The sequence below is a fragment of the Streptomyces lunalinharesii genome, assembly GCF_039532155.1.
Lineage (GTDB): Bacteria > Actinomycetota > Actinomycetes > Streptomycetales > Streptomycetaceae > Streptomyces > Streptomyces lunalinharesii.
On the sequence record NZ_BAAARK010000017.1, the window covers coordinates 76,450 to 90,296 of the forward strand.

Annotated in this window: 13 protein-coding genes; 6 read left to right on the top strand and 7 right to left on the bottom strand. The window is 75.0% G+C overall.

Going from position 1 to position 13,847, the window contains the following annotated elements; translation table 11 throughout:
• Positions 1-7 precede the first annotated feature (7 nt).
• The 6 genes from ABD385_RS24195 to ABD385_RS24220 all read right to left on the bottom strand — a co-directional run bounded on the left by ABD385_RS24195 (position 8) and on the right by ABD385_RS24220 (position 5,977).
• Entirely contained in the window at positions 8-922 is a 915-nt protein-coding gene (locus ABD385_RS24195; protein ID WP_344579667.1) for an oxygenase MpaB family protein, read from the bottom strand.
• 24 nt (positions 923-946) lie between these two features.
• Positions 947-2,146 carry an acyl-CoA dehydrogenase family protein gene (locus tag ABD385_RS24200; RefSeq protein WP_344579669.1) on the bottom strand — a complete coding sequence of 400 codons (1,200 nt, stop codon included), beginning with the start codon at positions 2,144-2,146 and terminating at the stop codon, positions 947-949.
• 221 nt (positions 2,147-2,367) lie between these two features.
• The gene (locus ABD385_RS24205; protein ID WP_344579672.1) at positions 2,368-2,820 is read right to left on the bottom strand and encodes an SH3 domain-containing protein; all 453 of its coding nucleotides are present in this window, start codon (positions 2,818-2,820) and stop codon (positions 2,368-2,370) included.
• Between the two features lie 186 nt (positions 2,821-3,006).
• Positions 3,007-3,771, bottom strand: coding sequence for a VOC family protein (locus ABD385_RS24210; RefSeq protein WP_344579675.1), 765 nt, complete (start codon positions 3,769-3,771; stop codon positions 3,007-3,009).
• A 125-nt stretch (positions 3,772-3,896) separates the two neighbouring features.
• Entirely contained in the window at positions 3,897-5,072 is a 1,176-nt protein-coding gene (locus tag ABD385_RS24215; RefSeq protein WP_344579677.1) for an FAD-dependent oxidoreductase, read from the bottom strand.
• A 125-nt stretch (positions 5,073-5,197) separates the two neighbouring features.
• Positions 5,198-5,977 carry a class I SAM-dependent methyltransferase gene (locus ABD385_RS24220; RefSeq protein WP_344579680.1) on the bottom strand — a complete coding sequence of 260 codons (780 nt, stop codon included), beginning with the start codon at positions 5,975-5,977 and terminating at the stop codon, positions 5,198-5,200.
• Positions 5,978-6,126: 149 nt separating this feature from the next.
• On the opposite strand from ABD385_RS24220, the gene ABD385_RS24225 reads away from it, so the two are divergent.
• The 4 genes from ABD385_RS24225 to ku all read left to right on the top strand — a co-directional run bounded on the left by ABD385_RS24225 (position 6,127) and on the right by ku (position 10,458).
• Positions 6,127-6,273 (top strand): hypothetical protein, encoded by a 147-nt coding sequence (locus ABD385_RS24225; protein ID WP_344579683.1) that lies wholly within the window; start codon positions 6,127-6,129, stop codon positions 6,271-6,273.
• 133 nt (positions 6,274-6,406) lie between these two features.
• A complete protein-coding gene (locus ABD385_RS24230; protein ID WP_344579686.1) occupies positions 6,407-6,643 on the top strand; it encodes a DUF5133 domain-containing protein in 237 nt (78 codons plus the stop codon).
• Positions 6,644-6,683: 40 nt separating this feature from the next.
• Positions 6,684-9,107 carry a phosphoketolase family protein gene (locus ABD385_RS24235; RefSeq protein ID WP_344579688.1) on the top strand — a complete coding sequence of 808 codons (2,424 nt, stop codon included), beginning with the start codon at positions 6,684-6,686 and terminating at the stop codon, positions 9,105-9,107.
• 184 nt (positions 9,108-9,291) lie between these two features.
• Entirely contained in the window at positions 9,292-10,458 is a 1,167-nt protein-coding gene (gene ku, locus ABD385_RS24240) for a non-homologous end joining protein Ku (RefSeq protein WP_344579689.1), read from the top strand.
• A gap of 39 nt (positions 10,459-10,497) precedes the next feature.
• Here ku and ABD385_RS24245 read toward each other — a convergent pair whose 3' ends face one another.
• A complete protein-coding gene (locus ABD385_RS24245; RefSeq protein ID WP_344579692.1) occupies positions 10,498-12,090 on the bottom strand; it encodes an alpha/beta hydrolase in 1,593 nt (530 codons plus the stop codon).
• A 292-nt stretch (positions 12,091-12,382) separates the two neighbouring features.
• On the opposite strand from ABD385_RS24245, the gene ABD385_RS24250 reads away from it, so the two are divergent.
• The gene (locus tag ABD385_RS24250; RefSeq protein ID WP_344579695.1) at positions 12,383-12,883 is read left to right on the top strand and encodes a DNA-binding protein; all 501 of its coding nucleotides are present in this window, start codon (positions 12,383-12,385) and stop codon (positions 12,881-12,883) included.
• Positions 12,884-12,924: 41 nt separating this feature from the next.
• Positions 12,925-13,842 (top strand): GNAT family N-acetyltransferase, encoded by a 918-nt coding sequence (locus ABD385_RS24255; protein ID WP_344579697.1) that lies wholly within the window; start codon positions 12,925-12,927, stop codon positions 13,840-13,842.
• Positions 13,843-13,847: the final 5 nt, after the last annotated feature.

The following is a 13,847-nucleotide window of genomic DNA, read 5'->3' on the forward strand; positions in this document are numbered from 1 at the left end:
CCCGCGTTCAGCCGCGTGGATCCCCCTGTGTGTCGTGCCCGTCCAGTATGGCGGCGGAGTCACGGAGCTTGAAGGTGCCCGGGCGCGCGGCGGGCCCGAGCCGCGCCACCGCCCGCAGGACGTGCCGCGGCGGCAGCCGCCAGCGGAGCGCGGGCGGTACGGCGCGCAGCAGCCGGCCGGCAGTGCGCAGTCGGCGGCTGGTGGTGGCGGGCGGCGGCGCCGGGCGGCCGTAGAGCCGGTGCGCGTATGCGGGCAGGGCCGCGTACGCCAGGTCGGCCACCGGTCGCCAGAGCAGGGCGCGGGCCGGCACCAACGGGTCCGGGACCGGCGGGCGGCGCAGGAAGGCGTCGACCTGGTGGGCCTCGTCGGTGCCCGCGAGGTCCGGTCGGATCCGCGCGAAGTAGGCGGCGAGCGCGGCCCGGTCGCCGGGGACGGTGTCCGGGTCGAGGCCGACGAGCCGGGCGCTGGTGCGCTGTTCGTCGAGGTAGCGGTCGGCCTGCCGGTCGGTCAGCGGGTAGCCGGAGCGGCGCAGCACCTGGAGGTAGGAGTCCACCTCGGCGCAGTGCACCCACCGCAGCAGTTCGGGTTCGTCGATCGGGTAGCGCTCGCCGGTGGCCGGGTCGGTGGCGGTCAGCCGGCGGTGGCGGCCGCGGACCGCGGCGCCGGCGCGCTCGGCGGCGTCGGTGGTGCCGTAGCTGAGGGTGCCGACGAAGTCGGCGGTGCGCATCAGCCGGCCCCAGGCGTCCCGCCGGCCCTGCGCGTCCAGCCGGAAGGCGGCCGAGTTCTGCAGGACGCCGCGCACCGCGCGCGGGTGCAGCGCCTGAAGGTAGAGCGCCCGGACGCCGGCGATCCACATCATCGGGTCGGCGTGCAGGTGCCAGGTCACCGAACGGGGCCCGAAGAGCCCCGGATCGCCCGCCATCGCCGTCGCACCTCCTGAGGAAGCTCAGCGCCGCACCCGGGGCATGCCGAGGCCGATCCACGAGATGATCTCGCGCTGGATCTCGTTGTTGCCGCCGCCGAAGGTGAAGATGACCGAGGAGCGGTAGCCGCGTTCCAGTTCGCCGTGGAGCACCGCGCCCGCCGAGCCCTCGGTCAGCGGTCCGAGTGCGCCGGCCACCTCCAGCAGCCAGGCGTAGGCGTCCCGCCGGGCCTCGGAGCCGTAGACCTTGACCGCCGAGGCGTCCTGCGGGGTGAGCGTGCCGCGGTGGAGCGCGTCGACCATCCGCCAGTTCAGCAGCTTCATGGCGTCCAGCCTGGCGTGGGTGCGGGCCAGCCGCCCGCGCACCCAGCCCAGGTCTATGACCCGGCGGCCGTCGGCGAGCTTGGTGCCGGCGGCCCAGCGCTGGACGTCGTGCAGGGCGCGGATGGCCATGGTGCCGTGGGCGGCGAGGGTGACCCGTTCGTGGTTGAGCTGGTTGGTGATGATCCGCCAGCCCTTGTTCTCCTGGCCGACCCGGCGGGTGGCGGGGACGGTGATGTTCTCGTAGTGGCTGGCGGTGGTGTCGTGCGACGCCAGGGTGTTGATCAGGGTGCAGGAGTAGCCGGGGTCGCTGGTGGGGACCAGGAGCATGGTGATGCCCTTGTGGGGCGGGACGCCCTCTTCGACGGGGGCGGTGCGGACCGCCAGCCAGACCCAGTCGGCGGTGTCGCCATTGGTGGTCCAGATCTTCTGGCCGTTGACGACGTAGTGGCCGCTCTCCTCGTCGCCCGCGCGCACCGCGCGGGTCTTCAAGGCGGCCAGGTCGGTGCCGGCGTCCGGTTCGCTGTAGCCGATCGCGAAGTCGACTTCGCCGGCGAGGATCCGGGGCAGGAAGTACGCCTTCTGCTCGTCGGTGCCGTACTGCATGAGGGTCGGGCCGACGGTGTTCAGCGCCATCAGCGGCAGCGGCACCCCGGCCTGGGCCGCCTCGTCGAAGAAGATGAACTGCTCCATGGGCGTCATGCCGCGCCCGCCGTACTCCGTGGGCCAGCCGACGCCCAGCCAGCCGTCGGCCCCGAGCCGGCGCACCGTGTCGCGGTAGAAGCGCTTCTGGGCGGCCGGGTCGGCGTACCGGGCGTAGGCGTTGTCCGGTACCAACGCGGCGAAGTACGTCCGCAGTTCGGCACGCAGCCGCTGCTGTTCCGGGGTGTAGTCCAGGTGCACGGCCCCTCCACCAGTCGTCCGGTCGACGCGTCCCGGCACCGGCGGCCGCCCGGCGTGCTGACGGCCCGTCGGATTCCGGGATCGGGGGCACAGTAGAACGCGTTCCAGTAATACGGAAGGGCGGCGACCACTCCCCGCGGACATCCGAAGGGCCCGGCGCGCCCTCACAGGGGTGTCGCGCCGGGCCCCGGCCCGGAAACCGCCGCGCCGGGCGGCCGGGTTCAGCCGGCGTGCTTGGCGGCCTCGCCCTGCCGGGCGCGGTCGCGGTCGCGCTGCCCGTCCTTGCAGTACTTGACGAAGCCGGTGTTGCTCACGTGCTTGGCCGAGATCCAGCTCCGCCGACTCCCGCGGATCAGGTACCAGACCTCGTTGCCGCGGATGTTCTGGGCGCGGACCTTGCAGACCAGGTAGACCCGGGCGCGGTTGCGGAGGTACCCCTGCGAGGCGGAGTCCGTGCTCGGGTACTCGCGCTCGTTCATCCCGCGGCCGGCGGTGATGGTGCCGTACGAGTCGCCCGGGCTGGCCTGCATCTCGGGCTGGGGCTGCGGCCGCGGGTCCGCCTGGGCCGGAGCCGCTACGAGCAGCGTCGCCCCCAGGGCGACGGCCGTGGTCAGTGCGCCCGCACCGGCTGCGAGCTTCTTGCCTCGGGCCACGAGGACGTCGGTCGTGGACATAGGGGTCTCCATTTCTTGACGCGCGATGCGTGCCGCGCAGTGCCACCCAACGGTGCGATGCGGACATTACGCCCAAAGACCCCAAACAGTGTGGTGAAACGACGACTGCACGGCCGATCGTGTGACGTCGTGTGGGGCCGGTGGGCGAAGGAAATCACCCGTTCCCCGGCGCGCCGGTGCGTGCGGTCAGCCTTCCGTACCCGCCTGGTGGATGCCGAAGACGGCGCCCTGCGGATCGCGCACCATGGCGATCCGCGGTCCGTCCGGGACGTCGGTCGGCGCCATCAGCAGCATGCCCCCGGAGTCGGCGGCCCGCGTCGCGGTCCCGTCGACGGACTCCACCGCGAAGTACGGCAGCCAGTGCGGCCGGACGTCCTCCCGGTCGCGCTCCTGCACGGTGCTCATCCCGCCGAAGTCGGCGCCCTCGATCCCCCACTGGGTGTACGTGCCGTGGGACCTGACGGTCCATCCGAAGATCCGGGAGTAGAAGGCCACCGCGGTCTCGGGGTCGCCGGTGGCCAGTTCCACCCAGCCGAGCGCACCGGGCTCGTTGAGCAGTTCCGCGCCGGCGAAGGTGCCGGCCTGCCAGACCGCGAAGGCCGCGCCCTGCGGATCGGCGAACACCGCGAACCGGCCCATGTCGAAGACGTCCCGCGGGTCCACCAGCACGCTGCCGCCGGCCTCGGACACGGTCGTGGCCAGCGCCTCGGCGTCCCGGGTGGCGAAGGTGACGGTCCAGGCCGTCGGCTGGCCCGCCGCGTAGAGCGGGGTCGCCGCGGCGACCCGGGCGGCACCCACCGAGAAGAGCGTGTAGCCGCCGGCCTCGGACCGCGGTTCGGTCGCCGGGTGCCACCCGAAGACGTCCCGGTAGTAGACCGCGGCGGCGGCCACGTCCGAGGTGCCCAACTCGACCCAACACGGCGCACCGGGCGTCGGCTCGGTGATCTTCACGTGCTGCTCCGTCCCTCGGCGCCACGGCCGGCCGGGCGGCGCACCGGAGGGCGCCGCCCCCGGCTCCCGTGCTGCCGATCGTGCGACGGGCGGTGCGGGCCCGCAACCCGGCGCGGCGGCCCGCTTCAGGGCAGGTGCGGGTGCGGTTCCCGCCGGCGGAACGGACGGTGGGAGCGGCGCGGGGCGTCCGGCGGGAGGGCCGCGTCCAGGTCGTGCGCGGCGGCCCGGGCGGCCGTGCCCGCGCGGGGGAAGAGCGCCACCTCGTACGCGCGCACCGCCTGGTCGGGGTCGGTCTGCCAGGTGTGCGCCTCGACGAGGTTCCGGGCGAGCGCGCAGCCGTCCGCGAGCGCCAGGTCGACGCCCGGGCCGGAGAGCGGCGCCATCAGGTGCGCGGCGTCGCCGAGCAGCGTCAGGCCCGGGGTGTGCGGCCAGGCGTGCGGCACCGGCAACGCGAACAGCGGATGGCTCGCGAACCCGCCGTCGCCCTCCCCGAGCAGCGCCAGCAGGCTCGCGTGCCAGCCCGCGAACCCGGCCAGCAGGGCGGCCCGGACCGCCTCCGTGTCGGTGGTGCGCACCCCGGCCCCGCGCGCCCAGTCCTGGGAGCCCCGGAAGGCCGCGTAGAGCCGGATCCGGCCGCGGCCGTCGCGGCGGGCGATCAGGCCCCGGCCCCCGGACAGCGCCATCATGGTGCCGCGGCCGACCAGCCGGGCCGCCTGCGGGTGCCGGACGTCGACGTCGTCGAGGCCGGCCTCGACAAAGGTCACGCCGCAGTAGTGGGGCTCCGCGTCGGACAGCAGCGGGCGGACCCGGGACCAGGTGCCGTCGGCGCCGACGACCAGGTCGAAGGCGGCCGTCCCGCCGTCGTCGAAGACCGCCCGGTGCCGGCCGCCGCCCAACGGGTGCAGCGTCCGCAGGTGGCTGGCCCAGCGGACGGTGCCCGGTGCGAGCGCCGCCACCAGCAGGCGGCGCAGTGTGCTCCGGTCGATCTCGGGGCGGTCCGCTTCCGGGCCCGGCGCCGGCCGGTCCCGGTGGAGGACGGCGCCGGTGCGGTCGAGCAGTCGGACCTCCTGGCCGGCGGGTCGGGCCGCGGCCCGGAACGCCCGTTCCAGCCCCGCCGCCCGCAACGCCGCCAGCCCGGTCCCCGCGCGCAGGCACAGGGGGCCGCCCGGCCCGCCCCGCGTCGGGCCCAAGTCCCGTTCGAAGACGGTCACCGGCACCCCGTACCGCTGGAGGATCGCGGCGCAGACCAGCCCGCCGGGGCCGGCCCCGATGATCGCGATGCGGAAGGCGGTGGCGGGCATGGCGCGGCGCTCCTCGGCTGGTGCTCGGTCCGCGGCCCGTCCGTGCGGCCGGGACCGTCCTGCCTACCAGCGGAGCACAGCGGGCCCGCAGGCGCGATCGGTGCCGGGCGCCGGCCCGACCGGGATCACGCCGGCAGGGCCCGGAGCAGCACCAACGATCCCTCCAACGTGGGGCGTTCGCGCAGCGCGCCGTGGCGGGCGTCCCAGGTGCCGTCGGCCAGGTCGCGGCGCAGGGCGGCGGCGAAGCGGTCCCGCACCGGCGCGTCGACGAAGCTCCAGGCGGAGCGCGCCTGGCGGGCGGCGGGGTCGAGGAGGCGTTCGGGGCGCCCGTAGTACGCCTCGTTGAAGCCGTCGGAACAGTCCAGGGGGATCGGGACCGGCGTCACGCGCACCGTGCCGCCGAGGGCGGCGGTCAGCGCGTCCACCCCGGGGTAGCGACGGGCCTCGGTGTCCAGCACCTCGGGGCAGTAGTCGTGCAGCCAGAAGTCCCGCACCCGCCGCGGGTCGCAGGTCAGCACGACGACCGGGCCGGTCGCCACCCGGCGCAGCTCGCGCAGCCCGGCCACCGCATCGCTCCACTGGTGGACGCTGAAGGTGGTCATCGCGGCGTCGAAGGAGTCGTCGGCGAAGGGGAGTTGCTCGGCGACCGCGTCGATCGCCGGGGCGAGGTGCGGCGGCCGCTGGGCCCGCATCGCCGCGGAGGGCTCGACGGCGGTGACGTCGAGCGAGACCGCTTCGTAGGAGCCGGCGCCCGCCCCGACGTTCACGACCGTGCGGGCGGTGCCGAGGGCCTCGTGGATCAGGGCGGCGATGCGGGGGTCGGGCCGGCGGTGGTCGGCGTATCCCGCGCCGACCGCGCCGTAGTCCACGTCCCCGGCACTGCCGTCGCCCGCGCGTGCGTTCATGACGCGAACGTATCAACGGCGGGGTGTCGGGGGCGGAGGTTTGCCCGAAGGGGCGGCGGGCAGCGGACCGGCGCAGGATGGAACCACCAGGAGGGAGGTCCGCCAGCATGTGCGTGGCCGGAGGAACGACGGGCGACGGGCCCGGGCCCGTGCCCAGCACGCCCCACCCGGTACCGCGCGACCCGGGGACGCCGGAGCCCGAGCGGGAGCCGGCGCGGGAGCCCGAAACGGAGCCCGAGGAGCCACCCGACACCCGCCCCGACGAGCACCCCGAACCGTCCGAACCGCCCGACTGAGCGCCGACCGGTCGTCCGGTTGCAGCCGCCGCACGACCGGCGCAAGGTGGGAACGACCCGTGCCCGGCCGCGTCCGGCCACGGCCGTCGGCCGCCTCGGGGACGCCGGACCGACGTCGGGAGAAGAAGACGACATGCTGCTGCCGGACAAGTCCGAACTCGTCGCCCTGCTACGGCGCTACCGCGTCCGGGAACGCGTGGTGCTCGCCGATCCGCACGATCCGGCGGCCCGCCGCCAGCTGGAGGACCTGGCCTACACGCTGTGCGTGCTGATGGGCCGGCGCACCGTCCACGAGGCGATCCTCGAGGCGGAGCGCTACCTCGCGGCCGGCCGGACCGTGCCGCGGACCGCCGACCGGCGCAGCGGCTAGCCCGCTGGGCGGCGGCACCACACGACGTGAGGAGCTGACTGTGGGACACCCCCGGACCCGGACGACCACGGCCCCCTCGGCGGCCGGGGCGGCGGACGCGGCCGCCCCGCTCGACGCGGCCGAGCTGAGCACCCTCGACGCGCACTGGCGGGCCGCCAACTACCTCGCCGTCGGGCAGATCTACCTGATGTCCAATCCGCTGCTCACCGAGCCGCTGCGCCCGGAACACATCAAGCCCCGGCTGCTCGGCCACTGGGGCACCTCCCCCGGCCTGAACCTCGTCCACACCCACCTCAACCGGGTGGTCAGGGCCCGCGACCTGGACGCAGTGTGCATCTGGGGGCCGGGGCACGGCGGCCCGGCGGTGCTGGCCAACTCCTGGCTGGACGGGACGTACACCGAGACGTACCCGGACGTGACCCGGGACCTGGCCGGCATGGCGGAGCTGTTCCGGCAGTTCTCGTTCCCGGGCGGGGTGCCCAGCCACGTCGCGCCGGAGACCCCGGGCTCCCTCCACGAGGGCGGCGAACTGGGCTACTCCCTCACCCACGCCTACGGGGCGGCCTTCGACAACCCGGAGCTGCTGGTCGCCTGCGTGATCGGCGACGGCGAGGCGGAGACCGGGCCGCTCGCCGCGTCCTGGCACGCCACCAAGTTCCTGGACCCGGTGCACGACGGGGCGGTGCTGCCGATCCTCCACCTCAACGGCTACAAGATCGCCAATCCGACGGTGCTGGCCCGCATCCCCGAGGACGAACTCGACGCGCTGCTGCGCGGCTACGGACACGAGCCGCTGCACGTCACCGGCGACGACCCGGCGGCGGTGCACCAGGCGCTGGCCGCGGCCATGGACCGGGCGCTGGACCGGATCTCGGTGATCCAGCGCCGGGCCCGCGCCGACGGCGACGCCCGACGTCCGCACTGGCCGGCGATCGTGCTGCGCACCCCCAAGGGCTGGACCGGTCCGCGCGAGGTGGACGGGCACCCCGTCGAGGGCACCTGGCGGGCCCACCAGGTGCCGCTGCCCGGGGTCCGCGAGCACGCCGACCACCGGCACGAGCTGGAGCGTTGGCTGCGCTCGTACCGTCCCCAGGAGCTGTTCGACGAGGCGGGGCGGCCGCGCCCGCAGGTGCTGGCGTGCGTGCCCGCGGACCGGCGGCGGCTGGGGGCCTCGCCGCACGCCAACGGCGGTCTGCTGCTGCGCGACCTGCCGCTGCCGCCGCTCCAGCGGCACGCCGTCGAGGTCGACAAGCCCGGCACCGTGCTGCACGAACCGACCCGGGTGCTCGGCGGGCTGCTGGCCGACGTCATGGCGGCGACGGCCGAGCGCCGCGACTTCCGGCTCGTCGGCCCGGACGAGACCGCCTCGAACCGGCTGGACGCCGTCTACGAGGCCACCGGCAAGGCGTGGCAGGCGGCCACGCTCCCCACCGACGAGCACCTGGCCCGGGACGGCCGAGTGATGGAGGTGCTCTCCGAACACCTCTGCCAGGGGTGGCTGGAGGGCTACCTGCTCACCGGGCGGCACGGGCTGTTCGCCAGTTACGAGGCGTTCGCGCACATCGTCGACTCGATGGTCAACCAGCACGTCAAGTGGTTGAAGACGGCGCGCCGGCTGCCCTGGCGGCGGCCGGTGGCCTCCCTCAACTACCTGCTCACCTCGCACGTCTGGCGGCAGGACCACAACGGCTTCTCGCACCAGGACCCGGGCTTCGTCGACCACGTCCTCAACAAGAGCCCCGAGGTCGTCCGGGTCTACCTCCCGCCGGACACCAACACCCTGCTGACCGTGGCCGACCACGCGTTGCGCAGCCGCGACCACGTCAACGTGATCGTCGCCGGCAAGCAGCCCTGCTTCGACTGGCTCACCCTCGACCAGGCGCGGGTGCACTGCGCCCGCGGTGCCGGTGCCTGGGAGTGGGCGGGCACCGAGACCGGCGACCGCGCACCGGACGTGGTGCTGGCCTGTGCGGGGGACGTGCCCACCCTGGAGACGCTGGCCGCCGCCGACCTGCTCCGCCGTCACCTGCCGGAGCTCGCGGTGCGGGTGGTCAACGTCGTCGACCTCGCCCGGCTGCTGCCCGCGGAGGTCCATCCGCACGGGATGCCGGACTCCGAGTTCGACGCCCTGTTCACCCGGGACAAGCCGATCATCTTCGCGTACCACGGCTATCCCTGGCTGATCCACCGGCTCTGCTACCGCCGCGCCGGCCACCAGCACCTGCACGTCCACGGCTACAAGGAGGAGGGCACCACCACGACGCCCTTCGACATGGTCGTCCGCAACGACCTCGACCGGTTCCGGCTGGTGCTGGACGCGGTGGACCGGGTGCCGGGGCTGGGCGTGCGCGCGGTGGCGCTGCGGCAGGCGATGACGGACGCCCGGATCCGCCACCACGCCTGGATCCGGGAACACGGCACGGACCTGCCGGAGGTCGCGGAATGGACCTGGACCGGCGGGTGAGCACCACCGGCGGCCCGGTCCCGGGCCCGCCGGGCAGGTGACGTGACGTCAGGTCGGCTGCGCGGTCGCCGGGGCGCCCGCAGGCGGGCGGCAGCGGCCCGGGCGGACCGGCTCGGGAGGTGGCCGGGGCGCCGCCCTCCTAGCATGGAACGGCACCGAACCGCACCACGAAGGCGGCTCCCCCATGCGCCCCACCGCGAAGTTCTCCCTCAGCTTCGGCCTGGTCACGATCCCGGTGGCCGCCTACAACGCCACCGACCCCACGGCCGCGGTCAGCTTCGTGCGGATCCACACGGCCGACGGCGGACGGGTCCGCAACCAGCCGGTCTGCTCCCTCGAAGGCACCGAGGTCTCCCCCGACGAGATCGGCCGCGGCTACCGCACCGACGACGGCGCCGTCGTCCCACTGACCGACGACGACCTGGACGCGCTGCCGCTGCCGACCGCCAAGACCCTGACCATCCTGGCCTTCGTGGCGGGCGGCGACATCGATCCGCTCCAGATGGGCAAGGGCTACTACCTGGGCGTCGACGGGCCGGCGGCGGCGAAGCCGTACGCCCTGCTGCGGGACGCGATGGAACGGCACCGACGGGTGGGGCTGGGCAAGATCGCCCTGCACGGCCGGGAGACCCTGGCGATGATCCGGCCGGTCGGGGACGTGCTGGTGATGCAGGTGCTGCTGTGGCCGCACCAGATCCGTCCGATGACCGGTGTCCTCCCGGAAGGGGAGGTGAAGGTCGCCGCCAACGAGGTGCGGGCCGCCGAGACGCTGATGGACTCCTTCGGCGAGCTGTCCGAGGACGACGTGCACGACCACTACCGGGAGGCCCTGGAGGAGATCGTGGCGGCCAAGCTCGCGCACCGCGAGCCGGCGTTCGAGACGGGCGAGGAGCGGCCGGCGGGCCAGGTGGTGGACTTGATGGCGGCCCTCCAGGACAGCGTGCGGGCCGCGCAACGGACCCGCGGCGAGGCCGACGCGGCGGACGGCACCGGCGACACCGGCGACACCGACGGCACGGCCGGATCGGGCCGCGGGTCGCGGTCGGCCGGCGGCCCGACGACCAGGACCGCGTCCCGGAAGACCGCCACCACCCGGAAGTCCGCCGAGCGGCCGCCCGCGAAACGGACCGCGGCCGGCACCGCGAAGGGCGGGGCGGCGACGAAGAAGACCGCGGCGGCGAAGCGCACCGGCACGCAGGGCACCGGTACGAAGGACGCCGGCACGAAGGGCCGCGCCACCAAGGGCACCGGCGCCACCGGCACCGGGAAGGGTGCGGAGCAGAGCGCGGGGGCGGCACGCCGGACGGCCGCGGCCAAGCAGACCGCCGGCCGCGGGCGGAAGGCGGGCTGAGCGCCGCGGCGGCCGTGGGGCCCAGCGTCCCGGTGCCGGTCAGCGGCAGCCGCTGCCCCCCACCGGCAGCACGCCGTCCAGCAGGTACCCGTCCACCTTCTGCCGCACGCACGGGTTGCCGGAGGTGTACGCGGCGTGGCCCTCGCCGTGGTAGGTCAGCACCACGCTGGAGTTGCCCAGGGCCCGGGCCATGTGCGCGGCGCCCTCGTACGGCGTGGCGGGGTCGCGGGTGGTGGCGACGAGCAGGGCGGGCGGCGCGTCGTGCGCGGCCACCTCGCGGGAGGAGTCGTCGCCCGGGACCGGCCAGCCGTAGCAGTCCAGCAGCGTCGGGGCGATGTCCGGGCCGAAGAGCGGGGAGGCCTGGGTGAGTTCGCGCACGGCGCGCGGGTAGTCGGCGGGACCGTAGCGCTCGGAGGTGTCCCGGCAGCTGATCGCCCGCAGGGCCAGTTGGTCCTGGGCGGGCATCGCCTCGGTCGGGACGCGTGCGGGGCGGCCGCCGACCCGGCCGGTGCCGCTGCCGCCGCTGCCGCCACCGCTCAGCTGGAGGATGCCGGTGGCGTCCCCGCGGCGCAGCTGCGCCAGCGCGTCCCGCAACGAGGGCCAGCTGTCGCGGCTGTAGAGGGCCTCCCGCAGCGCGTAGACGTAGGTCGTGCCGTCCACGTCGGTGCCCTGTGCGGAGATCGGATGGTCCGTCAGTTTCTGGTACCAGTCGGTGAGTTGGCGGTTGGCGCCGGCGGCGTCCGTACCGAGCGGGCAGCCGCTGGTGCGCACGCAGTCCGCGGCGAAGTCGCCGAGCACCCGCTGGAAGCTGCCCGCCTGGGCGACCGCGGTCTGCCAGGTGTTCTTGGTCGGGTCCTCGACGCTGTCCAGGACCAGCCGGCCGGCGTTGCGCGGAAAGAGGTGGGCGTAGTTGGCGCCGAGCCGGGTCCCGTAGGAGAACCCGAGGTAGCTGAGCTTGCGGTCGCCGACCGCGGACCGCAGCACGTCCATGTCCCGGGCGACGTCCGGCGTGCCGAGCCAGGGCAGCAGCGCGCCGGAGTACCGGCCGCAGGCCGCGTTGATGCGCTGCTCGTCGGTGGCGAGGCCGGCCGCGCCCTGGCCGCCGGCCGGGGTGTAGCCGGTGCCGCAGGAGACCGGTTCGGTGCGGCCGGTGCCGCGCGGGTCGAAGCTCACCAGGTCGTAGCGCTGGCCGAGGTGGGCGAAGCCGTCACTGTTGCCCATGAGGTAGTTGACGCCTGAATCACCGGGGCCGCCGGGGTTGATGACGAGCGAGCCGAGCCGCTTGCCCGGTCCGGTCGCGGGCAGCCGGACCATCTGGACGCGCAACGTGCCGCGCTCCGGATGGGCGTAGTCGCGCGGCACGTCGAGGCGGGCGCACTGGAAGCGGCCGGCGGCGGTGGTCGGCGGCGCGGCGGTGGACGGCGGCGCCGAGCCGTGGCCGGACGACGCGGTGCCGGGGAAGTCCGCCGGGCAGGGCTGCCAGGCCGGCTGCTGGGCGTAGAACCGGGCGAGGACCCCTCCGTCGGCCGCCACCTGCGGTCCGGCGACGGAGACCGGTGCCGAAATCCCCACCAGGGCGCCGGCCAGTGCACCCGACGCCACCACCGCTAGGGCTCCGCGAAGACCCGGCATACCCCGAGGGTAGGGCCGCGATCCCGGACGGGCATCCGGACGCCGGAGCCCGGACTTCCCCGCCCGGCAGGGGCGGGGAAGTCCGGCGCACCATACCCGGAGGGGGTAAAGAGACCTCGAAGGACGGAGGCGACCCGGCCCTCCCCCGCCTTCGATCACCCCTCCGCCGCGGACGCCCTCACCCCGGACGCCGCCACCTCTTGCACCCACCCCTTGCACCCGCAACGCGATTGAACAACTCGTTCACTTAAATCCATTGACAACGTATCGCTCAAGTCGGCATCCTGACGCCATGTCAGCGACCTCGGAGCAGCCTCAGCAGTCCCAGCAACCGCAACAGCCCCAGCAGTCCGACCAACCGGCCGCCCCCACCGACCCGTTCACTCCCCCGGACCCCGGCCTGGCACGCGCCCACCGCGCCCACGCCGCCCTCTTCCGGATCGCCGAGCGGCACGCGGCCACCGAGGAACAGCGCCGGCGCCAGGTCAACCCCGCCTTCGTCAGCCCGCACGAAGCCGTCCGGCTCGTGTCGTTCCTGCTCAGCGGGGCCGCCCTGCTCCAGGACGGCGAAGCGGAGGTGGACCGCGCCGACGTCACCGCCGCACTGAGTCTGGTCCCGATGGTGCGCGGGGAGATGGACGAACTGGAGGCCGGCCTCCTCCAGATGGCCCGCGGCCGCGGCATGACCTGGCAGGAGATCTCCTTCGGCCTCGGCCTCGGCACCCCCCAGGCGGCCCGACAGCGCTACGAGCGCCTGGTGGACCGCACCACGACGGACCCCGAAGCGGGCTGAGGGCCGTGGCGGACGCCCCGCCCCGGGGGTAGTCTCCGCCGATGTCCGTACTCCTGCCGCCCCTGCCCGCGGGCTACCGGGCCAGACCGACCGCGGTCGACGACGTGCCCGCGGTCCACCGCCTGGTAGCCGCCTGCGAACGCGCCCTCCACGGGCGGGCGGAGACCGATCCCGGCGGCATCGCCGCGGACCTCCACCGCCCGGGGCTGGACCCGGCGCACGACACCCTGCTGGTCCACGACCGGGCGGGCCGACTGGCCGCCCGGGCCTGGGTGGACCGGCGCTGCGAAGTGGACGTCCATCCCGCCCACCGGGGCCGCGGGCTGGGGGCCGCCCTCCTGGACTGGGCCGAGGCCCGGGCGCGTCAGGCCGGGAGTGCGGGGATCGCGCAGACCGTGCCGGACGACGACGCCGGCGCCGTCGCCCTGCTGCGCTCCCGCGGGTACCAACCCCTGGTGCGGTCCTGGCAGTTGGCGTACGACATGCCCGAGGAGCCGGTGGTGCCCGCGCCACCCGCGGGCCTCACGGTCCGGCCGTTCCGCCCCGGCGACGAACGCGCCGCCCACCGCCTCGTCGAGGACGCGTTCGCCGCGTGGCAGCCGCGCCGCAAGTCCTACCCGGAGTGGGCCCGGCACACGGTCGACCGGCCCGCCTTCGCGCCCGCCCTGTCGGCGCTGGCCTTCACCGACGGTCAACTGGTGGGCGCCGTACTGTCGTTGGACCTGCCGGAGACCGGCGAGGGCTACGTCGAGCAGGTCGCGGTCCACGCCGACCACCGCAACCGGGGCATCGCCCGCCTGCTGCTGCACCACGCCTTCCGCGCCTTCCACCGGCACGGCAGGCGGCGTTGCACCCTGTGGACCCATTCGGACACCGGTGCGCTCGCGCTGTACCTGCGGGTCGGCATGACGGTCGCCCGGAGCTCCACGGTCTTCCGCAAGGGGCTGGCGGGCGACTGACGTCG